General features: G+C 75.8%; 14 protein-coding genes. All 14 read right to left on the reverse strand.

The window, feature by feature from the left end:
• Window positions 1-4: 4 nt before the first annotated feature.
• Window positions 5-5,401 (reverse strand): amino acid adenylation domain-containing protein, encoded by a 5,397-nt coding sequence (locus AB0O82_RS19190; RefSeq protein WP_363585096.1) that lies wholly within the window; start codon window positions 5,399-5,401, stop codon window positions 5-7.
• Window positions 5,398-10,005 (reverse strand): condensation domain-containing protein, encoded by a 4,608-nt coding sequence (locus AB0O82_RS19195; RefSeq protein WP_363585098.1) that lies wholly within the window; start codon window positions 10,003-10,005, stop codon window positions 5,398-5,400. Before AB0O82_RS19195 ends, AB0O82_RS19190 begins: the two co-directional genes overlap by 4 nt.
• A gap of 19 nt (window positions 10,006-10,024) precedes the next feature.
• The gene (locus tag AB0O82_RS19200; RefSeq protein WP_363585100.1) at window positions 10,025-11,941 is read right to left on the reverse strand and encodes a non-ribosomal peptide synthetase; all 1,917 of its coding nucleotides are present in this window, start codon (window positions 11,939-11,941) and stop codon (window positions 10,025-10,027) included.
• Entirely contained in the window at window positions 11,938-12,909 is a 972-nt protein-coding gene (locus tag AB0O82_RS19205; RefSeq protein WP_363585102.1) for a 3-hydroxyacyl-CoA dehydrogenase family protein, read from the reverse strand. The genes AB0O82_RS19200 and AB0O82_RS19205 overlap by 4 nt, the downstream gene beginning before the upstream one ends.
• A gap of 17 nt (window positions 12,910-12,926) precedes the next feature.
• Window positions 12,927-14,096: an HAD-IIIC family phosphatase gene (locus tag AB0O82_RS19210; protein WP_363585104.1), complete on the reverse strand. Its 1,170-nt coding sequence runs from the start codon at window positions 14,094-14,096 to the stop codon at window positions 12,927-12,929.
• A complete protein-coding gene (locus AB0O82_RS19215; RefSeq protein WP_363585106.1) occupies window positions 14,093-15,256 on the reverse strand; it encodes an acyl-CoA dehydrogenase family protein in 1,164 nt (387 codons plus the stop codon). The genes AB0O82_RS19210 and AB0O82_RS19215 overlap by 4 nt, the downstream gene beginning before the upstream one ends.
• Window positions 15,240-15,521 carry a phosphopantetheine-binding protein gene (locus tag AB0O82_RS19220; protein WP_363585108.1) on the reverse strand — a complete coding sequence of 94 codons (282 nt, stop codon included), beginning with the start codon at window positions 15,519-15,521 and terminating at the stop codon, window positions 15,240-15,242. Before AB0O82_RS19220 ends, AB0O82_RS19215 begins: the two co-directional genes overlap by 17 nt.
• On the reverse strand, window positions 15,518-16,540 hold the full coding sequence (locus AB0O82_RS19225) for a 3-oxoacyl-ACP synthase (protein ID WP_363585110.1): 1,023 nt from the start codon (window positions 16,538-16,540) through the stop codon (window positions 15,518-15,520). The genes AB0O82_RS19220 and AB0O82_RS19225 overlap by 4 nt, the downstream gene beginning before the upstream one ends.
• A gap of 82 nt (window positions 16,541-16,622) precedes the next feature.
• Window positions 16,623-18,044, reverse strand: coding sequence for a PLP-dependent aminotransferase family protein (locus AB0O82_RS19230; protein WP_363585112.1), 1,422 nt, complete (start codon window positions 18,042-18,044; stop codon window positions 16,623-16,625).
• Between the two features lie 101 nt (window positions 18,045-18,145).
• Window positions 18,146-19,849, reverse strand: coding sequence for a 2-isopropylmalate synthase (locus AB0O82_RS19235; RefSeq protein WP_363585114.1), 1,704 nt, complete (start codon window positions 19,847-19,849; stop codon window positions 18,146-18,148).
• A gap of 54 nt (window positions 19,850-19,903) precedes the next feature.
• The gene (locus AB0O82_RS19240) at window positions 19,904-20,356 is read right to left on the reverse strand and encodes a flavin reductase family protein (RefSeq protein WP_363585116.1); all 453 of its coding nucleotides are present in this window, start codon (window positions 20,354-20,356) and stop codon (window positions 19,904-19,906) included.
• A gap of 47 nt (window positions 20,357-20,403) precedes the next feature.
• Window positions 20,404-21,666 carry a cation:proton antiporter gene (locus AB0O82_RS19245; RefSeq protein WP_363585118.1) on the reverse strand — a complete coding sequence of 421 codons (1,263 nt, stop codon included), beginning with the start codon at window positions 21,664-21,666 and terminating at the stop codon, window positions 20,404-20,406.
• 29 nt (window positions 21,667-21,695) lie between these two features.
• Window positions 21,696-23,240: a tryptophan halogenase family protein gene (locus AB0O82_RS19250; RefSeq protein WP_363585120.1), complete on the reverse strand. Its 1,545-nt coding sequence runs from the start codon at window positions 23,238-23,240 to the stop codon at window positions 21,696-21,698.
• Window positions 23,241-23,510: 270 nt separating this feature from the next.
• Window positions 23,511-24,284: an alpha/beta fold hydrolase gene (locus AB0O82_RS19255; protein ID WP_363585122.1), complete on the reverse strand. Its 774-nt coding sequence runs from the start codon at window positions 24,282-24,284 to the stop codon at window positions 23,511-23,513.
• Window positions 24,285-24,330 lie beyond the last annotated feature (46 nt).

The following is a 24,330-nucleotide window of genomic DNA, read 5'->3' on the forward strand; positions in this document are numbered from 1 at the left end:
CCGGTCAGCTCCTCTCCGGCTCGTGCGGCTGGTGCGGCCCCTGCGGACCCTGTGGCCCGGTCGGGTCGCCGAGCCGGTCGAGCAGCGCCGGGGCGAGGTCGACGAGGGCGGCCGGGCCGCCGAGTTCCTGGTGGCCGTGGTCGGTCCGGTGCCGCAGCAGCCGGCCGCCGTCGAGGTGGGGCAGCCAGCTCTCCGGGTCCTGGACGGGCCCGCTGGTCTCGGGGACGGCCTCGATGAGGAGCAGGTCGCCGCGGTACCCGCCGGGGCGGAAGGCCCGGCCGAGCCGGACGTTGTTGTCGTAGACCTCGGCGAGCGCGGTCAGGTGGTGTTCGGAGAAGACGGAGAGCGGCGAGTCGGAGTCCTTGGCGAGGGCGAGGAACTCCTCGGCGGTCGGCGCGGGCGCGTCGGCGGGGCGGTCGACGCCGGTCAGCCGCAGCAGGGCGTTGCGGACGTGGCCCTGCTCGGCGAGCACCTCGGCCTCCGAGCGGGCGGGCAGGTCGGCGAGCACGTAGCTGTCGAGCATCGCGAGCAGGCCCACCTCGGCGCCCTGCTCCTGCAACCGGGCGGCCACGGCGTAGGCGACCAGGCCGCCGAACGACCAGCCGAGCAGGTGGTAGGGCCCGTCGGGCTGGACGGCGCGGATCTCCCGCACGCAGTCCTCGGCCACCTCCTCCAGGCTGACCGGCAGCGGCCCCCGGCCGTCGAGGCCGCGGGACTGCAGGACGTAGAGCGGCCGGTCGCCGAGCGGCCCCAGCAGCGCCGCGTACGTCCAGCCGATCCCGGCGGCCGGGTGCACGCAGAACAGCGGCGCGCCGGTGCCGGTCGAGCGCAGCGGCAGCAGGGTGGCCAGCATGGGCTCCAGGCCGTCCGCGGGCGGGGCGGGCTCGGCGGCGTCGGCGGTGGCGTCGGCGGGGAGCGGGGTGCGGGCGGGCCCGGCGGTCGCGGGCCAGGAGTCGAGCAGGCCGAGGGCGCCGACGGTGGTGTCCGGCTCGGCGACGAGGGTGTCGAGCAGCCCCAGCAGCCGGGCGAGCAGGGCGTCAGCGGCCTCGGCGTCGACGGCGTCCTCCCGGTGCAGGATGTCGAGTTCCAGCCCGCCCTCCCTCGGGATGGCCATCAGCGACAGCGGGTAGTGCGCGGCCGTCTCGCTGCCCGAGCCGGTGATCCGCACCCCCGGGAGCGCGTCGCCCTGGTCGCCGGACTGCGGGAAGTTCTCGTACACCATGACGGTGTCGAAGAGTTCGCCGAGGCCGGTCGCCCGCTGGATCGCGGGGATTCCCAGGTGCTGGTGGGCGATCATCCGGACCTGCTCGCGCTGGACCCGGGTCAGCAGCCCGGCCAGCGGCTCCTCCGGCCGCAGGGTGATCCGCAGCGGCAGGGTGTTGATCAGGAAGCCCATGACGGACTCGGAGCCCGGCAGCTCCGGCGAGCGGCCGTTGACGATGATCCCGAACACGGTGTCGGGGCGGCCGGTCCGCTCGGCCAGCAGCAGCGCCCAGGTGGCCTGGAGCACGGTGTTGAGCGTGATGCCCAGCCCGGCGGCGAGGGCGCCGAGCCGTTCGGTGCGCTCCTCGCCCAGGGGCCGGTAGCGGCGGCCCGGCCACCCGTCGGCGGGCGGCAGCCCGGGCGGCGTCACCAGGGTGGGTTCGATCGGCGCGGCCAGTGCCTCGCGCCACGCCCGGCGGGCGGCCTCGTGGTCCCGGCCGGCCAGCCAGGCCAAGTGGGCGCGCAGCGGCACCGGCTCGGGCAGTCCGGCCGGGTCGCGGTACAGGGCGAACAGCTCCGGCAGGAGGAGCTGGTTGGACCAGCCGTCGATCAGGGTGTGGTGGGCGACCACCTCCAGCCGGTACCGCTGCGCTCCCACGCCCTCTCCGGGGCCCAGCCGGAGCAGGGTGAAGCGGATCAGCGGCGGGTCGGCCGGGTCGAACCGGGTGGTCCTGGCCTCGGCGGCCAACCGCTCGGTCTCCGCCTCCTGTTCGGCCGCCGTGAGGCCGCTGAGGTCCAGCTCCGTGAACGGCGGCAGGCGGTCCGGGACGACCTGGACGGGTCGGCCGTCGGGGAGGCGGACGAACCCGGCCGCCAGGTTCGGGTGGCGGCGGCAGAGCGCCTCGACGGCGCGGCGCAGCGCCACCGGGTCGAGCCGCCCGTCGAAGAGCATCCACAGCCGCATCACGTAGGCCCCGCCGCCGCCCTGGCTGTGCTGGGTGGGGAAGAGCAGCCGCTCCTGGAGCGGTGTCAGCGGCAGCACGTCCCGGTGGCCCGGGAACCGGGCCCGCAACCAGGCGCGTTCGGCGGCGTCCAGCGGGAGCAGTTCGCCGTCGGCGGGCCGGCCGGCGCCTTGGTCGGCGGGGTCGAGCACGGTGGCGACGGCCGCGAGTCCGGCCGGGGTCGGGTGCGCGAACACGTCCTCCGGGGCGAGCGCCAGCCCGGCCCGCCGGGCCCGGCGGAGCAGCTTGATGGAGCGGATGCTGTCGCCGCCGAGGGCGAAGAAGCTGTCGTCCGGGCCGACTTCGGGCAGGCCGAGAACGCCGGCGAAGAGCTCGCGCAGCACCTCGACGGGGCCGGCGGCCGGGACGGCGGGGGGCTCGGGCGTGGTCCCCGGCGCGGCTCCGGCGGCCAGGGCGGCGAGCGCGCCGCGGTCGGTCTTGCCGTTGGCGTTGGTCGGGAGGTCGTCGAGGAAGACCAGGGCGGCCGGGACGACCGGTGCGGGCAGCACCTCGCGCAGCGCCGCCCGGACGGCCTCCGGATCGGCCGGGCGGCCCTCGGCGGCGACCAGGAAGGCCGTCGTGCGGCGGTCGCCCTCGCCGTCGTCGGTGGCGACCACCACTGCCCGCCGGACGCCGTCCAGCTCCGTCAACCGGGCCTCGATCTCGCCGAGTTCGATCCGGTGGCCGCGGATCTTCACCTGGTGGTCGGTGCGGCCGGCGTACTCCAGCTCCCCGGCGGCGGTCCAGCGGGCGAGGTCCCCGGTGCGGTACATCCGGGCGCCGGGCGGGCCGAACGGGTCGGGCAGGAAGCGCTCGGCGGTGGCCCCCGGCCGGTGGGCGTAGCCCCGGGCCAGGTAGTCGCCGGCCAGGTAGAGCTCGCCGGTGACGCCGACCGGCGCGGGCCGCAGGGCCGGGTCGAGGACGTGGGCGCGCACGTTGCCGATCGGCACGCCGATCGACGGCTCGCCGTCCGCGCCGGGCGGGCACGCCCCGGCCGTGGCGTACACGATGGCCTCGGTGGGGCCGTAGAGGTTGAGCACCCGGGCGTCCGGGTTGCGGGCGTGCACCTGGCGGACCAGCGCGGCGGGCAGCGGCTCGCCGCAGAACACGTAGGTCGTCGCCCGCTCGCGCACCCACTCGGCCCGGGCGACCTGCTGGTACACCGACGGGACGGTGTTGACCAGGCTGCCGGACCAGTCCGGGCGTTCCAGCAGCGTGAGCAGGTTGTCCACCAGGTCGACGCTGCCGCCGACGAACAGCGGCACCAGGAGCTCGAAGACCGACAGGTCGAAGGAGAGCGAGGTGGAGCCGAGCACCCGGGAAAGGGCCTCGGGGCCGAGCTCGGCCGCCGCCCAGGCGGCGAGGTTGGCCACGGCCCGGTGGGTGACCACCACGCCCTTCGGCGTCCCGGTGGAGCCGGAGGTGTGGATGACGTACGCCGCGTTGCCGGGCAGCGGGCCGGTGGGCTTCGCCTCGGCGGGCGCGGCGCCAGCGGGCTCGACGGGAGCGGGCTCGACGGGAGCGGGCTCGACGGCGGCGGGCTCGTCCAGCAGGACGACGGACGGGCCGTCGGCGGCCGGCTCCGGAAGCACGGCGGCGGCCAGCTGCGCCGTGGTCAGGACCACCCGGGGGCGGGCGTCCGCCAGCACGAACTCCACCCGGCCGCGCGGGTGGCCCGGGTCGACCGGGAGGTAGGCGGCGCCGGCCTTCAGCACGCCCAGCACGGCCGCGACCAGGGCGGGGGTGCGGGGCAGCAGCACCGCGACGACGTCCTCGCGGCCGACACCGAGGCCTGCGAGCAACCGGGCGATCCGCTCGGAGCGCCCGTCCAGTTCGGCGTAGTCCAGCACCTCGCCCCCGCCGCGCACCGCGACGGCGGACGGGGTCCGCGCCAGCTGGGCGGCGAACGCCGCGGGCACGGTGGTCTCGGGCACCGCGTGTCCGGTGGCGTTGGCCTTCCGCAGCAGGGCGAGCTCGTCCTCGCCGGCGAGGTCGAAGGAGTGGATCGGCTCGTCGGGCCGGGCCGCCAGCTGCGCCAGCAGCCGGACCAGTCGGCGGTGGGCCGCCGGGTCGGCGCCGTGGCCGCCGGCGGCGACCCGCCACGCCCCGTCCGGGTCCGCCGGGCCGGGGGTGGGGTCGGCGCGCAGGAACAGGCCGGGCAGCGGCTCGCCCCAGGCGCGGGCCAGGACGGCGACCGTACCGGGGCCGTACGCCACCCGCTCGGCGCTGTCGGCGATCCCGGTGACCAGGCCGTACCCGGAGGACGGGCCCCAGGGCAGGTCGAGGTCCGGCCGGTGGCCGTGGCGGCGGGCCGCGCGCTGGGCGCGGCCCGCCTGCCGGAGGACGGCGGTGAAGCTGAGCCCGGGGGCCGGGGCGAGGCGCACCGGGACGACCAGGCCGCGGCCGCCCGGGCCGGGCGCGGGACGCCAGTGTCCGAGCAGCAGCTCCCGGGTGCCGGTCAGCCGGTGCGCGTGGACGGCGGCGGCGGCGAGCAGTACCGCGGCGGGGCCCGCGCCGCCGGCCCGGGCGACCCGGGCCAGTGCGGCCGGGTCGGCCACCGGCAACCAGGGCAGTTCGGCCGGCGGCGCGACGGCACCGGCCGGGCGGGCGGCGGCGGGCTCGGGGCCGGCGGCCCCCAGGACCTCCCGCCAGTACGCCCGGTCGGCGGGCCGGTCGGCGTCCGGGTCCGGGGCGGGGGCCGGGGTGCCGAGGGAGGCGGGGGCCGTCCCGCCGTCCTCGGCGTACAGCGCGCCGGCCCGGCGGACGAGCGCGGCCAGCCCGGCGTCGTCGTCGACCAGCCGGTGGTGGCGCAGGAACCAGCTGAGCCCGCCGTCGGAGCGGCGGATCAGCACGTGGCGCAGCAGCGGCCCGCCGAGCAGGTCGAGCGGGCGGACGAGCTCGGCGGCGAGCCAGCCGTCCAGTTCCTCCGGGTCGAGGTCGATCACCGCGACGGCGGGCGGCTGGGCCGGGTCGGCCGGGCGGAGCAAACCGGGGCCGCCCCCGGCGGCGGCGCGGTAGCCGGTGTGCAGGTCCGGGCGCTCGGCCAGGGCCCGGGCCACGGCGCGGCGCAGCCGGTCCGACCCGACCGGGCCCTCGAAGCGGACCAGGCGCGCCACGCAGTCGGCGGGCAGGGACGGGGTGTCCCGCAGGACGGCACGCCGGGCGGCGTCGAGCGGGGTGGCGGTGAAGCTGCTCACAGGGCCCTCACGGTGTCGTCGTCGGAGTGCGGGGTCACGGTCTCGGGCGCGTCGCCGTGGTCGGCGTGGTCCGCGCAGTCGGCCTGGCCCGCGTAGTCGGCGTAGTCGGCCGCCACGTCGTGGACCGGGCGGTCGGGCTCGGCGAGCAGGCCGCGCAGCAGCTCGCGCAGGCCGGTGGCGAAGCCGGTCGCGGTCGGCGGATCGAAGAGTTCGGGGGCGTAGTGCACGGTCAGCGCCGTGGGGGCGGCGCCGTTCTCCGCCCGCCACCCCAGGTCGAGTTCGGCCCCGCGCGGGCCGACGCCGTGGCCACCGCCACCGCCACCGCCACCGCCGTCGCTGTCGCCCCGGGAGCGGACCGGGGGCTCGGCTCCGGGGCCGGCCGTCCCGTCGGGGGTGGTCCGTCCGAGCAGGTCGGTGAAGGCGGGTTCGTCGGCGAGGTCGGCCCGCAGCAGGGCGCCGCCGGGCAGGCCGACCGCCACCTCGTCCTGGCCGGAGATCCACGAGAGCAGCACCAGCCAGCCGGCCCGCAGCACCCGGTCGGGGTGCGGGCCGGACCGGGCGATCGCGCCGCGCAGCGACTCGTCGACCGGGACGGTGACGCTGCGCTCGGTGTAGTCGGGGCGGCCCGGGCGGGGGCGGTCGGTGGGGACGTCGAGCCGGACGGGCCCGGGCGGGCCGGCCGTCGGCACCTCGGCGGGGGCGGCCGGGACCGCGGCGGCGGAGACGGCCGCCGGCGCCCCGACCCACAGCCGGGAGATCGGCAACTCGCCATCGGCGGCGGCGAGTTCACGGAGCAGCTCGGTGTACTCCTCGACGAACGCGGCCGCCGTCTCGCTCGTGAACAACTGGGTGCTGAACTCCAGGCAGGCGGTCATGGCGTCGTCGCCGACCCGGTCGGAGGTGATCAGGGTGAGGTCGAACTTGGCGGTGCCCGCCGGCAGGCCGCCGAACAGGTTGCCGGCGCTGTGGCCGATGTCGAAGTACCCGGTCGAGGTGCCCTCGATCTGCTGGATCGGCGGCAGCTCCTGGTGCACGTAGAACACGTCGAACAGCGGGCTCCGGCCCGGATCGCGCTCGTCCGTCAGCGCCTGGACGACCCGGTCGAAGGGGATCTCCTGGTGCTCCAGGGCCTCCAGCACCACGGCGCGCACCCGGTGCAGGAAGGCGGTCACCGACGGGGCGCCGGACAGGTCGGCGCGCAGCGCCACGGTGCTGTTGAAGAAGCCGATCAGGCCTTCGAGTTCGGGCCGGTTGCGCCCGGTGGTCGGGATGCCGACGACCAGGTCGTCCTGCTCGCTGCGGCGGGCCAGCAGCAGGTAGAGGCCGGCGAGCAGGACCACGAAGAGGGTGACGGAGCGGTCGGCCGCGAGCCGCCGCAGCTCCCGCATCAGGGCGGCGTCCACGGTGAACACCGCGAGGTCGCCGGCGTGGTCCTTGCGGGCCGGGCGTGGGTGGTCGGTGGGCAGCCGCAGCACCGGCGCGTCCCGCAGGGTCTCGCACCAGTAGGCGAGTTCGCGGTCCAGGGCCGGGCCGGCCACCAGTTCGCGCTGCCAGGCCGCGTAGTCGGCGAACTGGACCGGCAGCGGTGCGAGCCGGTGCGGGCGGCCCTCGCGGCGGGCGGCGTACAGCTCGGGCAGCTCGCGTTCGAAGATCCGCGGTGAGGCGCCGTCGTTGACGGCGTGGTGCATGGTCACCTGGAGCACGTGCTGCTCGGGGGCCGTCCGGACCACGAGCACCCGCACCAGGGGGTCGTGGGCGAGGTCGAAGCGGTGCTCGGCGGCCTGCCGGACGAGTTCGCGGGCGGCGGCGAGCGGGTCCGGATCCGCGGAGACGTCATGGAAGGTGAAGAAGTCGCCGGGCTCCGGGCGGATGCGCAGCACCGGCTCGTCGTCCTCCTCGGCGAAGTTGGAGCGCAGCACCTCGTGGCGCAGCATCAGGTCGTGCCACATGCCGCGGACGGCGTCGACGTCGAGCGGGCCGCTGATCAGGCTGACCATCGGGAGGTTGTAGAGCGTGGTGCCGGGGTCGAGCTGGTGGTGGAACCAGATCCGGTCCTGGCCGAAGGAGGTGACCGGGGGCGTGTCGCGCGGGGTGATCGGCGGCAGGGCGGGGGCCGCGGGGGCGCCGGCCCGGCGGCGGATGAGGTCGGCGAACGCGCCGACGGCGGGGTGTTCGTAGACGTCGAGCAGCCGGGGGCGGAAGCCGAAGCGGGTCTGGATCCGGTCGGCGAGCTGGAGGGCGATGATCGAGTTGCCGCCGAGTTCGAAGTAGTCGGCCTCCGGGCCGGGCGGCTGCTCGCTGTGCAGGAGTTCTCCCAGGACTTCGGCGAGCCAGCGTTCGGGGTCCTCGGCGGGGCCGGTCCCGGTGCGCTCGACGGCGGGTGCCGCGGACGCGACGGGCGCGGTGGGCACGGCGGGCAGCGCGGGGGCCGCCGGTGCGGGCCGGATCCAGCAGGGGGTGGCGGCCAGCGGGTGTCCGGGCAGGCGCAGCCGGCGGGCGGTGCCGGGCTCGGGGCCGAGCGCCGTCCAGTCCAGGTCCAGGCCGCATTCGTACAGCCGGCCGAGCAGCGCGGCGAACCCGTCGTCGGCGGCCGTGACCAGCCGGGCGCCGTCCTGCCCCTCCGGGCCGAACCGCTCGGCGAGCAGCCGGCCGAGGACCCCGCCGGGGCCGGGGTCGAGGAACACCACCGGTCCGGCGGCGGCGAGCCGTTCGGCCGCCGCGACGAGCCGGTCCCGGTCGGGCGGCGCGGCCTCGGCACCGGCACCGGTGCCGGTGGCGGTGGCGAGTTCGCGGGTGTCCTCGGCGGTGAGGGTGCCGAGCAGGTACCGGGCGGCGTACCGGGAGACGCCGCTGCTCAGCACGGTCTCCACGGGCACGCCGCAGCGCGACAGCTCGCGGTGGAGGGCGAGTTGGCCGGCGAGCAGCCGGGCCGCCGGGCCGGTGGCGGGCAGCGTGTCGGGCAGCTCCGCCGGGCCGGGGGCGTCGGGCGCGGCGTCCGGGGAGAGCAGCAGGCAGACGGCGGGCGGCCTGGTCCGGCCGCCGCGCGGGGCGCCGCCGGCCGGTGCCGAGGCGTCGAGCCGGGCCGCCCGTTCGAGCAGGGCCCGGCCGAGCTCGGCGGTGTCGCGGGCCCGCACCGCCACCCGGTGTCCGTAGTGGGTGCGCCCGGAGTTGAGGGTGAGGGCGACGTCGTCGAGGTCGGTGTCGCGGGCGGCCGGGCCGGTCAGCGCGGCGCCGAGGTCGGCGCAGAGCCGGGCGAGCGCGGTGCGGCTGCGCGCGGAGACACCGACGAGCCGGGGGGTGCCCGGCCGGTCGGCGCGCGGGGGCACGGGCGGCCGCTGGACCACGCAGTGGGCGTTGATGCCGCCGAGGCTGTACGAGCTGACGCCGGCGATCCGCTCCTCGCCCTCCCAGGGGCGCAGCGCGGTGACCACCTCGACGGGTTCGAGGGCGGCCTCGTCGACGGGCCGGCGGAAGTGCAGGGACGGGTACAGCTCGCCGTGGCCGACCGCGAGGACGGCCTTGACCAGGCCGGCGATCCCGGCCGCGTGGTCGAGGTGGCCGACGTTGGTCTTCACCGAGCCGATCGGCAGCCGCCGGCCCCGCGCCCCGAACCCGCGCGGCCCGAACACCTGGGCCAGGCCCTCCAGTTCGACGGCGTCGCCGAGCCGGGTGCCGGAGCCGTGCGCCTCCAGGTAGCCGGCCAGGGCGGGGTCGAGCCCGGCGGCGCGCCAGGCCGCGCCGATCACCGCCGCGTGCGCGGGTGCGCTCGGGGTGCTGATGGTGGCGGCCGCGCGGCCGTTGTGCCGGACGGCGCTGCCGCGGATCACGGCGTGGACGGGCGTGCCGTCGGCGCGGGCCCGGCCGAGGGTGGTGAGCAGCAGGACGGCGCCGCCCTCGCCGCTGGCGGTGCCGTCGGCGTCGGCGTCGAAGGCCCGGCAGCGGCCGCTCGGGGAGACGAGTTCGGTCATGCCTTCGGTCTGCCGGGCCGGCAGGCCGCCGGGGCGCAGGCTGAAGCCGCCGGCGAGCGCGTACTCGGCCTCGCCGTCGCGCAGTTCGCGGCAGGCCTGGTGGACGGCGACGAGCGAGCCGTTGCAGCCGGTGTCGACGGCGTAGCAGGGGCCTTCGAAGCCGAGCACGTGGGCGATCCGGGCGGGCAGCGCGAAGGGCACGTTGCCGAGGGCGCTGAGCGGGCCGGGCTCGGTGGCGGCGCCGAGGTAGCCGGAGGCGGCGGCGCTGAGCACCACGGCGACCTGGCGTCCGCGCAGGGCGCTCGCGGCGTAGCCGGCGTCCTCGACGGCCTGGTGGGCGAGGACCAGCGCGATCCGCTGCTGGGGGTCCATCAGGGCGGCCTCGCGCCGGGAGAGGCCGAAGAAGGCGTGGTCGAAGGTGTGGACGTCGGCGAGGTGGCCCATCGGCAGGTAGCCCGCGTCCGGGTCGAGTCCGGTGGCAGCGGCCCGGGCGGCGGGCATGTCCCCGACGGAGTCCCGGCCGGCGGCGAGGTTGGCCCGGAAGGCCGCCAGGTCGTCGGCGTCGGGGAAGCGGGCGCCGATGCCGACGACGGCGATGTCGGTGTCGGCGGGGGCCGTCGCTGAGGTCCTGGTCACTGCTGCTCTCTCCCGTTCGTCAGACTTCGTACGCGGCGTCGGGCCGGGCGCCGCCCGTGGGCGCTCCGGCCGCCGGGGCGACGGGCTCCGGGGTGGCGGGCTCCGGGGCGACGGCCGCGGCCTGCTCGGCGACGGTGCGCAGGTCGAAGAGCCGGCCGACGCGGACGGCGCCGGGCCAGCGGCCTTCGAGGCGCAGGTGGAGTTCGACGATCCGGTGCGAGTTGCCGCCGACGGCGAAGAAGTCGTCGTCCGGTCCGAAGTCGCCGTGCCCGAGGACCTCGGTCCAGTAGCGCGTCACGAGCCGCGGGGCGCCGTCCGCCTCGGCGGGCTCGTCGCGTCCGCCGAGACCGTCCGGCCCGCCGGGGTCGCCGGTCTCGCCGGTCTCGCCGTGGTCTTCGGCGAGTAGGGCGCGCAGCACCTGGAGGTCGGTCTTGCCGGACGGCGCGAGCGGGAAGCCGGCCACCCGGACGAAGCGCTCCGGCCGGGCCTGGCCGCCGAGCAGGGCGGTGCAGTGCGCCAGGAGTTCGGCGGTGTCCGGCGCGGGGGCGGCGGGGTCGGCGGGGAGCCAGCACGCGGCCAGCGCGGTGGCGCCGTCGGGGCCGGTCACGGCGAGGACGGCGGCCTGCCGGACGGCGGGGTGGCGTTCCAGCGCCGCTTCGACGGCCTCGCGTTCGACCCGGACGCCGCGCACCTTGAGCTGCCCGTCGGCCCGGCCGCGGAACACCAGCGCCCCGGTGGGGTCGGCGGAGGCGAGGTCCCCGGTGCGGTACATCCGGGCGCCGGGGGTGGTGGCGAAGGGGTCGGGGAGGAAGCGCAGCGCGGTCTCGGCCGGGCGCCCGGCGTAGCCCTCGGCAACCTGCGGCCCGGCCACGTACAGCTCGCCGGTCCGCCCGGGCCCGACCGGGGCGAGCCGCTCGTCCAGCAGGTGGATCCGGTTGCCCGGGGTGGACCGCCCGATCGGGACGGGGTCGAGCGGCGCGGACGCGACCGGCTGGGCGAGCACGGTGACGGTGGTCTCGGTGGCGCCGTACTCGTTGACCAGCCGGGTGCCGGGCAGGACGGCCCGGTGCCGCTCGGCCTGCGCGGCCGACAGCGCCTCCCCGCCGACGATCCACTGCCGCAGGTGGGCGTCGGCGCCGGCCAGGTGAGGCAGCACCAGCACGTGGAACGAGGGCGGGCTGACCGCCACCTCGACCCGGTGGCGGCGGATCAGCGCGGCGGCGGCCTCCGGGTCGGGCAGGGCCCGTTCGTCGGGCAGCACCGCCGTGCCGCCGCCGCAGAGCGTGTGGAACAGCATCAGCAGCGGCGCGTCCCAGGAGAGCCGGGAGGCGGTGAAGGTGGTCGCGGCGGGGTCCTCGGCGCGGGAGGCGACCAGGTGGGCGAGCGCGCCGCGGGAGACCAGGACGGCCTTGGGCTCCCCGGTGGTCCCGGAGGTGGTGACGGCGTAGGCCGGTGCGGTCGGGGGCACCACGGCGTCCGACCGGCCGGCGGCCGGAGACACGGCCGGGGCCGATCCGCTCTCGGCCACCGCCGTGACGGGCTGCCCGCAGCCGGCCGTCAACTCCCGTACGGCGGCGGGCGGGGTGGCCGGGTCGCCGTCGTCGTACACCAGGACGGCGCAGCCGCTGTCGCGCAGCAGGGCGCGCACCATCGCGGCGGGGCGCTCGGGTTCCAGGACGCACCAGGCGGCGCCCAGCCGCAGCGCGGCCAGCATGCCGACGACGGTGCGCACGCCCTGGCGGCGGTGGATCAGGACGAGCCGACCGGGGGCGACCCCGGCGGCGGCCAGCCGGTCCGCCAACACACTTGTTTCGAGATTGAGTTGACGATACGTCAGATTCTGATCGCCGACCGCCACGGCGGTCCGGTCGGGCAGCGTACGGAACCGCTCGCGCATCAGGTCGAGCACGTCGGGGGCAGGGCGGCCGGCGGTCACGGGCGGGTCCCGTAGGCGTAGAAGCCCAGCCCGGTCTTGCGGCCGAAGTGTCCTCGCCGCACCAGGTCGAGCAGCAGGTCGCAGGGCCGGAACCGCTCGTCGCCGGTGGTCTCCAGCAGGACGTCGAGGGTGTCGACGATGGTGTCGAGCCCGATCAGGTCCGCCGTGCGCAGCGGGCCCATGGCGTGGCCGAAGCACTCCTGGAAGATCAGGTCGACGGTCTCCGCGTCGGCCACGCCCTCCTGCACCCGGGCGGCCGCGTCGTTGACCATCGGCATCAGCACCCGGTTGGAGACGAAACCCGGCGAGTCGCGGACGACGTGGGCGCGGCGGCCGACCCCGGCGAGCAGGGCGAGGGTGGTCTCCAGCGTCCGGGCGGTGGTGGCCGGGCCGCGCACCACCTCGACGGTTTCCTTGAGGTACGCGGGGTTCATGAAGTGCGTGGCGAGCACCCGGTCGGCCCGGTCGGTGTAGGAGGCGAGCCGCTCGACCGGGATCGCCGAGGTGCAGGAGGCGAACACCGTGGCGGGGGCGCAGACCCGGTCGAGCTCCCGGAGCACCCGCTCCTTGACGGCCAGCCGCTCGGAGGCGCACTCCACCACGAAGCCGGCCACCGCGAGGCGCCCGAACTCGTCCGTCCAGTCGACCAGTTCGACGGTCTCCGCCGCCGAGGGGCGGGCCTCGCCGGGGGTCTCGGCACGAGCCTCCCCGGGGGCCGGGCGGCGGCCGAGCAGCCGCGCGGCGCGCAGCCCGTCCCGCAGCCGGCCGGGGCCGGCGTCGAGGGCGGCCCGCTGCCGGTCGACCACCACCACGGGGTGCCCGGCCGCGGCGAAGACCTGGGCGACGGCGGTGCCCATCGTGCCGGCGCCGACGAGCCCGACCGGGATCCGGTCGGTGCGGGCCGCCCGGGCCTCGCCTGCCTCGCGGTTCTGGGTGTCTTGCGGGTGCACGGTGTCCTTCCTGGTCACGACGGATTCCGGCCCGGTCACGGCCGGCTCCGGGCGTCGGGGGCGTCGGGGGCCTCGAGGGCGACAGGGGCGTTGGACGCCGCGGGGGCCTCGGGGGTGATCAGCCGCAGGTGGCCCGGCGGCGGGGGCGGCGGAGCGGCGGGCGGGTAGCCGAGCAGCAGCCGACCCTCCCCCTCCTGGCCCACCACGGTGAACCCGGCGAACCGGAGGTTCACCAGCATCACCCGGTTGACGTCGGTGGGCACGAACTCGGCCAGCGGGCGGCGCCCTTCGGCGAGGGCCGCGCGCACGACGTGCCCGATCAGCGCCGGCCCGATGCCCCGGGACATCACCCGGCAGGACAGCAGGAGCAGCCGCAGCACCTCGGCCGGCCCGGCCGGGCCGTCGCCCTCCCGGTGCCCGGTCCGCTCGCTCAGCGCGAGGCCGATGGTGCCGTAGTCGCCGAACCGGTCGGTCAGTTCGGCGACCAGCACCCGGTGGTCGGGCGAGTCGCACAGCGCGCGCAGCTCCGGCAGGCCGTAGGTCCGGCCGGTGGTGTTGAGCTGGTGGGTGCGGACGGTGAGTTCGTGGGCGCGGGCGAGGTCGTCCGACCCGGCCCGACGGACCGTCAGCTCCAGTCCCAGTGAGGCGAGGAACTCCTCGGGGGTGCCCTGGTGATCCTCCCGGGCCTGGGTGCGGAGCGCCTCGCCGCGGTAACGCAACCGGCGTTCACGGGCGTCGGAGGTGACGAACTCGGGCCGGAACTCCGGCAGTTCGGCCAGTGCGGCGACCTGCTCGGCCGGGTAGCAGCGCACCACGGGGTGGGCGGCGGCCACTTCGGCGCGCTCGACCGGGTCGTTGTCGACGAAGGCCACGGTGTCCAGCCCGATGCCGATGGTCTCGGCGATCCGGCGCACCGCGCCCGACTTGGGCCCCCAGCCGATCTCCAGCACGGTGAACAGCTCGTGCAGTCCGAGCCGTTCCAGGTGCGCGGTGGCGACGGCCCGGTCGCTCCGGCTGGCGACGGCGTGCAGGACGCCGCGCTCGTCCAGCGCCCGCAGGGCGGCAGTCGCGGCGGGGAACGGCACCGGATCGTCGCCCTCCAGCACGGTGCCGTCCCAGAGCGTGTCGTCGAGATCCCAGACCAGGACCTTGACGGTCGGCTCCGCCCTACTCTGCTCCGCCCCGCTCTGCTGCGGCCCGGTCATCGGCGCACCCCCTGGCGCAACAGGCGGTCGGCGATGTGCAGTTCGGCGACCTGCGGGCTGCCCTCGATGATCTCCATCACCTTGGCGTCCCGGTAGAACCGGCCGGCCCGGACGCCGGGCTCGCAGCCCGCCGACCCGAGGATCTGGACGGCCCGGTCGGCGACCGCCTTCGCCGCCCCGGCCGCCGCGTACTTGGCGACCACGGTCTCGGTGGCGGCGCCCAGCGGCGAGCCGACCCGGGCCTCGGCGGCCCGCTCGGCCAGCGCCCGGGCGGCCGCCGTGTCGACGGCGGAGCGGGCGAGCAGCGAGCGCACCAGCTGGTGCCCGGCCAGCGGCACGCCGCCCTGGACCCGGCGCGCGGCGTGCTCGGCGGCGTCGGCCAGGCAGGCCTCCGCCATGCCGACGCAGCCCCAGGCCACCGTGAACCGGCCGTGGTCCAGCGCCACGGCGGAGGTGTGGGTCAGGCCCAGCCCGGGCGGCGCCACCAGGTTCTCCCGGGGCACCCGCACCCGGTCGAAGGTGAGGTGGGCGATCCGCGCGGCGCGCAGGCCGAGTTGGCCGCTGACGGGCTCGCGGACGATCCCGGGCCGGTCGGCCTCCACCAGGACGGCCGTCGGGCCGGCGTCGGTGCGCCCCAGCACCAGGAACACGTCGGCGCTCTGCCCGAAGGTCACCCAGCGCTTGGCGCCGGTGACGACCAGCCGTTCGCCGTCGTCCTCGATCCGCGTCCCGACCTCGGCGAGCGCGCTGCCGGCCTCCCGTTCGGTGGCGGCGAAGCCGGCGAGGCGTTCGCCGGAGGCCAGTGCGGGCAGCCACCGCGCGCGCTGCTCCTCGCCGCCCCAGCGCAGCAGCGCCGCGGCCGTCATGCCCTGGACGGTGAGCAGCGCGCGCAGGGCGCCACAGACGCCGCCCAGGTGCGCGACGGCCTCGCCCAGCTGGGCCGGGGTGGCGCCGGCGCCGCCGTGGCGGGCGGGCAGGTCGAGGCCGAGCAGCCCGGCGGCGGCCACCGCGCGGACGGCCTCGTCGGGCAGCGCGCCCTGCTCGTCCCAGCGGGCGGCATCGTCGCGGACGGCGGCGGCCAGCTCGGCGGCGGCGTCGACCACCGAAGCCCCCAGGTCGGACGGGGCGGACGGACGGGTCTCGCTAGCCGTGGGCGGCACAGCCGGCCCCCGTCTCCCCGCCCGCGCCCAGGCCGGCCCGCTTGCGCTCGACCAGCGCGGCGATCCGCTCGGCGGTGCGGAAGGAGTCCAGGTCGAGGTCGTCCACCTCGATCCGGATGTCGAACCGCTCCTCGACGAAGACCACCAGCTCCAGCGCGAACAGCGAGTCCGCGAGCCCCAGTGCGAAGTAGTCCTCGTCCGGCGCCACCGGCCGGCGCAGTGCGACGGTCAGGAACTCCCGTATCTCGATTGCCGTGTCGGTCACGCGGTGCTCTCCCAGGGTCCGATTTCCACCAGCAGCAGGTTCCAGGCCGCCACCGGGCTGACGTTGACCAGGACGACCCGGTCGCCCTCGGCCAGCCGCCCGTTCGCCAGCGCCGTCCAGAGGTTGAGGAAGACGTCGTTCGGCCCCAGGTGGCCGTACCGGGACAGGTTCTCCTTGCACTCCGGCAGGAGTTCGACACCCAGCGACTCCGCCAGGAAGCGCAGTCCGCCCGCCGAGAGGTTCTGGCTGGCGTAGCCGGCGACGTCGGCGCGGTCGAGGCCGTGCCGCTTGAGCAGCCGCTCCAGGAGCGCGGTGAGCCGGTTCCTGGTCTCCACCGCGAGCCGGAAGGAGTAGCCGGGCAGGTCCCGGCACTCCTCCTGCCAGCGCTCCCAGGGGCGGTCCCGGTAGTCCACCCGGAAGAGGTCCCAGTACGCGCCGTTGGTCTCCTGGACCAGGTCGAGCACCCGCACCGGGCCGGTGCGGGCGAGCAGCAGGGCCTGCCCGGCGTCCCCGTTGACGGTGACGGGGTGCCGGTAGCGGCCGGGAGTGGCCGGGGTGGAGGCGTGCGCGACCAGGACGTGCCGGACGTCCGGGTCGGCGGCGAGCAGTCCGCGGGCGGCGAGCAGGGCCGGGCCGAGCGAGACGCAGCCGAGGCCGCCGACGCCGAAGGTGACGGCCTGGTCGGCGCCGAGCCGGGCCTGGAGCCTGGTCGCCTCGGAGCTGAGCAGGGTCTCGGGGGCCCGGGAGTCGACGACGATCAGGGCGTCCAGGTCCTGGGCGGCGAGCCCGGCGCCGGCGAGCGCGCTGCGGGCCGCCCGCTCGGCCAGCCCGGTCGGGCCGAGTTCGCGGTCGACGGCCACGGTGTCGATCCCCAGGCCGGCCAGCGTGGTTCGGCGTTCGCCGTCCAGGCCCGCCAGTTCGGGCAGTTCGCCGACCAGCACCCGCTGCTCCGGCAGATGCCAGGCCGCCTCGCGCACCGCGAGCGGCGCGGGGGCGCCGCCCGTCCTCGTCGTCACCATGCCGTGTCCTCGACTCTCCACTGTCCGTCCGGGCGTCTCTCGGTGTCGTACGGTCGCGTTCCGGGCCGAGCCGGGGCGCGGCTCAGGCACTGCGCAGGCAGCCGTCCGCCGCCGACTCGGCGTAGGCCTCGCCCAGTTCCCGCACCGCCTCGGCGACGCCGCTGCGGGGCACCCCGGCGTACCCCACCACCAGGGCCGGCCCGGACTGCCAGGACCGGTGGTGGTACGAGCGGCCGCCGCGCACCAGCACCGAGCGGCGCAGCGCCCGGGCGACCAGCGCGGCCTCGTCCACCCGGTGCGGGAGCTGGACGTAGGCGTGCAGCCCGGCGAAGGCGCCCACGATCCGGGCCCCCGGCAGCCGGCGCCGCACGGCCTCGTGGAAGACCTCGCGGCGGGCCCGCAGCCGTTCGCGCTGGCGCCGCAGGTGGCGGTCGAGTTCGCCGCCGTCCAGCAGTTCGGCGAACGCGTGCTGGGTGAACACGTCGCAGCCGAGGTCCCGTTGGGAGCGGACCTCCTCCAGGCGGCGGCGCAGCCGGGGCGGGGCGACCAGCCAGCCCAGCCGCATCCCGGAGGCCAGCGACTTGCTCGCGGTGCCCGCGTAGAGCACCCGGGAGGGGGACAGCCGTTGCAGCGCGGTGGGCCGGCGGCCGTGGTCCAGCCAGAGGTCGCCGTCGTAGTCGTCCTCGATGATCCAGCCGTCCACGTCCTCCGCCCAGCGGACCAGGGCGGCCCGCCGCTCGGCGCTGAGCACGGCGCCGGTGGGGAACTGGTGGGCGGGGGTGACCAGCACCGCGCGGGCGCCGGTGCGGGCCAGCGCGGCCACGTCGATGCCCTGCTCGTCGACCGGGACGGACGGGCAGTCCAGGCCCGACTCGACGATGAACTGGCGCTGCTGCGGGTGGCACGGGTCCTCGACGGCGAGCGCGCCGAGGCCGGTGCGGGGCAGCGTGGCGCAGACCAGGCCGAGCGTCTGGGCGAACCCGGACACCACCATGACGTGCTCGGGGGTGGTGTGCACGCCGCGCGCCCGCCCGAGGTAGCGGGCGAGTTCGGCGCGCAGCGCCGGGACGCCGGACACCGGCGGGTACCCGAGGTCGCGCGGGCCGAGCCGGCGCGCGGCCCGCTGGTAGGCGGCCAGCCACTCGCGCTGGGGGAAGGCGGAGGCGTCGGCGCCGCCGGCCCGCAGGTCCCAGCGGATCACCGGGGCGGGGCGGGCGTCGCCGAGCAGGGTCGGCATCCGGGTGCCCCGGTCCAGGTGGGTGGCGACCCGGGTGCCCGACCCCCGGGTCGCCTCCAGGTAGCCGCCGGCGACGAGTTGCCCGTAGGCCTCGACGACGACGCTGCGGGACACCCGGAGGTCCTCGGCGAGCTGACGGCTCGACGGCAGCCGGGTGCCGGGGTGCAGCGCCCCCTCGGCGATCTCCCGCTTGATGCCGTCCCGGATCTGGGCGGTCAGCGGGAGCACGTCCTCCCGTGCCACGTCGATCAAGGTGTTCCAGGGCATGCTTGGTTCCTCCCTCCCCCGCCCACGGCGGCCCTGTCAAAGCCCTCCGGACCTGTTCAGCCCGTCGGCCCGGCCCTGCCCGGCCCGTCAGCCCGGTGGCCCTAGCGGGCCTCGGACAGACCGGACCGCTCGGTGTCCAGCAGCGCCCGCAGGGACGCGGCCCGGACGGCCCGGCCGACGGCCTCGCCCTCCTCCTCAGCGATGCCGACTCCCCAGTAGGAGTGGGAGTCCACGACGATCTCGAAGGCGGCGGTGACCGCGTTCAGCGGTGCGCCGGCCCGCTCCACGACGAGGCCCTGGACGACGGCGTCGAGCCCGTAGCCGGCCACCGCCTCGGCGGTGGCCCCGCTCCAGCGGGTGTCGCCGGGCTCCGCCACCAGCGGCTCCGGCTCCGGCAGGCCGGGCACGGTCTCGGTGCCCAGCGCCACGTACCGCTCGACGAAGTGCTCCCACAGCTGGTCGCCGGTGATCTCGCCGCCGATCTCCTCGCAGACCGCCTGCATCTCGGCGGCGAAGTCGATCTGGAGGCGGCGCGGCAGCTCGATGCCGTACTCGGTGCGCAGCAGGTGGGCGATGCCGCCCTTGCCGGACTGGGTGTTGATCCGGATCAGCGCCTGGTAGTCGCGGCCGATGTCGCGCGGGTCGATCGGCAGGTACGGCACGTCCCAGACCTCCTGCCCGGACTCCTCGCGGGCGCGCAGGCCCTTGGCGATGGCGTCCTGGTGGGAGCCTGCGAAGGAGGTGTAGACGAAGTCGCCGGCCCACGGGTGGCGGGCGTGGACGGGCATCTGGTTGCAGCTCTCGACGATGCGGCGGATGCCGTCGATGTCGCTCAGGTCCAGCATCGGGTCGACGCCCTGGGAGAACAGGTTCATGGCCAGGGTGACCAGACAGACGTTGCCGGAGCGCTCGCCGTTGCCGAACAGGGTGCCCTCGACCCGGTCCGCCCCGGCGAGGACGGCGAGTTCGGCGGCGGCGACGCCGCTGCCGCGGTCGTTGTGCGGGTGCACGCCGAGGATGGTGCGCTCGCGGTGGAGCAGGTTGCGGTGGGTGTACTCGATCCGGTCGGCGAACTCCTGCGGCGGGAACACCTCGACGGTGGAGGGCAGGTTGATCCGCAGCGTGTGCGCGGCCCGCGGGGCCCAGAAGTCGAGGACGGCGTTGCAGAGTTCGAGCGCGTAGTCCGGCTCGGTCTGGGTGTAGGACTCCGGCGCGTACTGGAGGTAGATCTCCGTGCCGGGGATCGAGTCCTGGAGTTTGAGGGCCTGTTCGGCCCCGTCGAGCGCCATGGCGGTGGTCTGCCGGCGGTCCTTGCGGAAGACCAGGCGGCGCTGGACCTCCGAGGTCGGGTTGAAGATCTGGAGGACGGCGCGCGGCACGCCCTCCAGGGCCTTGACGGTGCGTTCGATGAAGTCGCCGCGGATCGGCGTCATGACCTGGACGACGACGTCGTCCGGGATCGCGCCGGTGTCGACGAGGTGGCGGAGGAAGGCGTGGTCGTCCTGCGAGGAGGTGGGGAAGCCGACCTCGATCTCCTTGAACCCCATGGCGACCAGCAGGTCGAACATCCGCCGCTTGCGGGTGATGTCCATGGGGTCGGTCAGGGCCTGGTTGCCGTCCCTCAGGTCGACGCTGCACCACAGCGGGGCCTGCTCCGCGCGGCGGCCCGGCCAGCCGCGGTCGGGCAGCCCGACCGCCTGGTACGGCTGGTACTTCCGGACCGGCATCGCGCTGTGGCGCTGGATGCCCTGGTCGCGGGCGGGTGTGCCCTGCGGCGTGTCCGCGTCGGTGGGTTGAGCGGTCATCTCTCCTCCACAACGGTGGTCTGGGCGTCTTGTGGGGACGCTCTGCTAGCTCTGCTAGGCGGGCCAGGTGCTGAACTGTCTCCTCCCGTAGAGCAGCGGCGACGCGTCGCTGAGCTCGGTGATCCGGATGACCTCGCCGAAGACCATCCGCTGGCCGCCGACGGGGACCAGCTGGCTGACCCGGCAGTCGGCCACCGCGTGGGCGTCGTGGACGAGGTGGGGTCCGCCGGCGCCGGGGGGCAGCCGCCAGGTGGTCGCGTCGAACCGGTCCGGGTCGCCGGAGGCGAACAGTTCGGCGGTGCCGCGGCCCTCGGCGTGCAGCAGGTTCACCGCGAACTGGCCGCTGCGCAGCACGGCCTTCAGGGTCGGGCTCTCCGCCCGCATGCCGACCAGCAGGGTGGGCGGTTCGACGGTGACGCTGCACAGGGCGGAGCAGGTCATGCCCCAGGGCCGGCCCGCGTCGTCCAGCGAGGTGACGATGGCGACGCCGCTCGGGAAGCCGGACATGAAGGTCCGGAAATCGGAGGGGGTTGAGGTGACGAGTTCCACGTGATTCACCGCTCGACTGGGTAGGGGACCGGCTCCGCGGTCCGGGGCGCGTCCACGCTCGCCGTGCGCCGGTCGATGACCCACAGCAGCGGACCGCTGAGCACCGTCGTGAACAGGGCCATCACGACGAGGGCGAGGAAGAGCGCCGGGGTGAGGATCCCGGCCTGGTAACCCGTCTGGAGGACGGCGAGCTCCGTCAGGCCGCGGGCGTTGAGGAACACCGCGATCCGCATGGACTCGACCGGAGGCCGGCCGGCCGCCCGGGCGCCGTAGTAGCTGCCGACCAGCTTGCCGAAGATCGCGAGCACCACGGACAGGACGACGGCCTGCCAGGAGAACACGCTGAGCGGCGCCGAGGCGAGGCCCATGCCGGTCACCGTGAACAGCAGCGGCAGCACGATCCGGCCCCAGCCGCCGACGGTGTGGGCGGCCCTGGTCCAGGGGCCGGCGCCGTCGTCGCCCGGCAGCGCCAGGGCGACCAGGACGGCGCCGAGCACGTCGGTGAGGCCCAGCCGCGAGGTGGTCAGGGCGGCGGCCACGGCCGCGGCGGCGGTCAGCCCGATCGGCACCGCCACCGGGATCCGCTCGGCCCAGGCCCGGGGCCCGGGCAGGGCTCCGGCCCGGCGGAGCAGCCAGGCTCCCAGCAGGCCGACGACGAACACCAGGTACGGGGTGATCTTCCCGCCGCCGTGCGCCAGGCCGACCGCGATCGCCAGCAGCGACCAGGTGACGGCGTCGATGGAGACCGCGACCGCCATGCAGAGCCGGCCGATCGCGGTGTTGAGCATGCCGCGGTCGTCCAGGATGCCGGCCAGCACCGGTACGGCGGTGACCGCCAGCGCGATCGCCAGCATCAGGACCAGCACCCCGGCCGGGGCGCCGCCGCGCAGGGCCGGGGAGCCGTCGGCCAGCACCCACGCGGCGAACGCGACGCCGCAGCCGAGCGGCAGCAGCAGCGAACCGGTGGCGGTCATCGCGATGGTGCGCCCGCCCAGCCGGCTGCCGCCGGCCCGGATCTCGTGGACGGCGCCCACCAGGAAGAGCGCGAGGCCGAGGTGGCCCGCCTTCTCCAGGACGGCCCCGCCGTCCATGGTGGCCGGCTTCCAGTGCCACTGGCTCGCCAGCAGCGCCCCGAGCAGGAGGCAGGCCATGATCTCGCCGACGATCTCCGGCTGCCGCAGCAGCTTCGCCAGCCGGCGTCCGAGCAGTGCCACGGGGACGAGCAGAGCGAGCGTCACCGCGGCCGGTACGTACGGAAGACTGTCCATGGTGCCTCCTTTCTCGGGGCGCCGAAGGGTCAGTGCATCTGGGCGAGGTACTCGTACTGGCTGGGCAGGCGCTTCAGGAGCTCGGCGGACTGGTCGCTCAGCAGCTGGAACTCCTTCTCCGCGCGGCTGCCGTCCTGAAGGGCGAGCGCGGGCGGGGCCTTGAGCTCGATGCCGCCGAGGCCGAGCAGCATGGCCAGGTAGGAGTAGGACTCGAACCCGTGGAAGTGCGGGAAGATGGTGGCCTCCGTCGGAGGCTTGGCCTTCCACAGCTCGATCCGCTCGGCCAGGCCGTCGGGCATCACCCGGGTCTTGGCGTCCCGCCAGTAGGCGTTGTCCTCGCGGGCCGCGGCCTTGTAGTGCAGGACGAGGAACTCCCGTACGCCGTCGATGGTGTTGCCGACGATGCGGTTGTAGGAGCGGCGCAGCCCCGGGTCCCAGTCGGCGTCCGGGAAGTGCTTGACCAGTTCCTCGATGCCCTGCTGGATGAAGAAGATGCCGGTCGACTCCAGGGGCTCGACGAAGCCGCTGGACAGGCCGATGGCGACGCAGTTGTTGACCCAGGCGTTGCGGGTGCGGCCGATCCGCATCCTGATGTGGTTGGCCTCCAGGCCCTCCGCCTCCGGGCCGACCTTGGCCCGCAGCGTGGCCTCGGCCTCCTCGGGCGTCGCGTACTCGTCGGAGTAGACGTAGCCGGTGCCGATGCGGCCGAACAGCGGGATGGTCCAGATCCAGCCGGCGTCCGAGGCGGTGGCGGTGGTGCAGGGGCGCAGGCCGCGCTTCTCCATGTCGACCGGGACGCGCAGCGCCACCGCGCGGTTGTTGGGCAGGGTGTCCTGGAAGGAGGTGAACGGCTCCTCCAGGGTCTGGTTGATCAGCAGGCCGCGGAAGCCGGTGCAGTCGATGAAGAGGTCGCCCTCGATCAGGCCGTGTTCCTTGGTGCGCACGCCGCTGATCCAGCCGCGCTCGTCCTGGACGACCTCGACGACGTCGTCCTCGATGTGCTTGGCGCCGCGCTCGGTGGCGTACCCGGAGAGGAAGTCGGCCAGCAGCGAGGCGTCGAACTGGTAGGCGTACGGGAACTGGGTGTCCTGCTCCGTGAGGGTGTCGCGCTCGGTCGTGTTGCCGCCCTCCTTGAAGTCCTGCTCGAAGAGGGTGCCGTCGAGGTAGCGCGGGGACTTCTCGGCGTCGCAGATCGCGGCCATCAGGAACACGTCCTGGTCGAAGCGGTCGCCGGAGCGGCTGTTCAGCCACCAGTCGGTGAGCGGCAGGCCGTCGACGACCCGGAGGCGCTCGAAGGGGTGGTAGAAGTAGTGGCCCTTGCGCCGCCAGTTCTCGAATCGGATGCCGAGCTTGTAGGTGGCATTGCACTTGGGCATCCAGACGTGCTCCGGCAGGCCCAGGTAGTTGAAGAAATGCCGGACGGTGCTGAAGGTCGCCTCGCCGACCCCGATGGACTTGATTCGCTTGGATTCCACCAGCGTGACGGAAATGCGATCGCCGAATGCGGCGCGCAGGTACGAGGCGGCCATCCAACCGGATGTCCCACCACCGACGATGACGACGTTGCCCAGCATTCCTGACCCTCTCAGCCGGTCGTTCAACCCGGAGCCCCGGGCTGTCCCATGGCTCGAAATCCTGCGGCAGCGGAGCCTCCGGAAAACAGGCTTTTAAGCCTCAGCGGAAACACGCACTCCAGCGCGTCCCGGCGTTCGCCGGGGGTTTTCCGACATGCCGAACAGATGGCACCCGATGGTTGGGGGTGCCATCTGTTCGGCGGAACTCGCCGGAATTCGGCGGGGGTTCGACGGGCGTTCGGCGGGGGTTCGCGGCCCGGCCGGGCCGGCTCAGTCCCCGTCCAGCAGGTAGTCGTGCAGCAAGGAGATGACCCGGGCCCGCTGCGCGGTCAGGTAGAAGTGCCCGCCGGGCAGCACGTGGAACGCGAACTCCTTGCCGGCCAGCGCCTCCCAGCCGCGGGCCCGCTCGACGCTCACCGTGACGTCGGAGTCCCCGGTGAGCACCACGACCCCGCAGTCCACCGGGCGCAGCGCGGTGGGCCGGTAGGAGTCGATCAGCAGGTAGTCGTTGCGCAGGATCGGCAGCACCATCTCCCGGATGTCCGGGTCGTCGAAGATCGACATCTGGGTCCCGCCGTGGCCCGCGACCGTGGCGAGGAGCTCGTCGTCGCCGCGGGGCCGGGCCGGCGCCCGCCCGACCGGTCCGTCGCCGGAGCCGGCCGGCGCCTGCGGCGGCGGGTAGCCGGAGAGCACCAGCCGGGCCACCGGCAGGCCCTGCGCGTGCAGCGACTGCACGGTCTCGTACGCGAGCAGCGCGCCCATGCTGTGGCCGAAGACGACCGTCTCGACGCCGGGACGGTCGGTCTCCAGCAGCGCCCGCGTCAGCTGGGCCACCAGGGTCGCGGCGTCCTGGACGAAGGGGTCCTCGATCCGCTCCTCCCGCCCCGGGTACTGGACGAGCTGGAGTTCGACGGCCGCCGAGAGGTGGTTGGCCCAGGGCCGGTAGAAGCCCGCGCTGCCGCCGGCGTGCGGCAGGCAGACCAGCCGACGGGTCGCCTCCGGGCGCGGCCGGGGGATCACCAGCCAGGGTTGGTCGTCGTTCAAACGGTCACTTCCTTCCGTCGGCCCCGCGGGGCCGTGTCCGTACCGG

Source organism: Kitasatospora sp. NPDC088264, assembly GCF_040685715.1.
In the GTDB taxonomy this organism is placed as follows: Bacteria; Actinomycetota; Actinomycetes; order Streptomycetales; family Streptomycetaceae; genus Kitasatospora.

Excerpts from the sequence above, each read along its gene's own strand:
- AB0O82_RS19240 (WP_363585116.1), bottom strand. The coding sequence starts at position 20,356 with ATGTCCGGCTTCCCGAGCGGCGTCGCCATCGTCACCTCGCTGGACGAC.
- AB0O82_RS19210 (WP_363585104.1), bottom strand. The coding sequence starts at position 14,096 with ATGACCGGGCCGCAGCAGAGCGGGGCGGAGCAGAGTAGGGCGGAGCCG.
- AB0O82_RS19230 (WP_363585112.1), bottom strand. The coding sequence starts at position 18,044 with ATGCCCTGGAACACCTTGATCGACGTGGCACGGGAGGACGTGCTCCCG.
- AB0O82_RS19245 (WP_363585118.1), bottom strand. The coding sequence starts at position 21,666 with ATGGACAGTCTTCCGTACGTACCGGCCGCGGTGACGCTCGCTCTGCTC.
- AB0O82_RS19235 (WP_363585114.1), bottom strand. The coding sequence starts at position 19,849 with ATGACCGCTCAACCCACCGACGCGGACACGCCGCAGGGCACACCCGCC.
- AB0O82_RS19225 (WP_363585110.1), bottom strand. The coding sequence starts at position 16,540 with ATGGTGACGACGAGGACGGGCGGCGCCCCCGCGCCGCTCGCGGTGCGC.
- AB0O82_RS19250 (WP_363585120.1), bottom strand. The coding sequence starts at position 23,240 with ATGCTGGGCAACGTCGTCATCGTCGGTGGTGGGACATCCGGTTGGATG.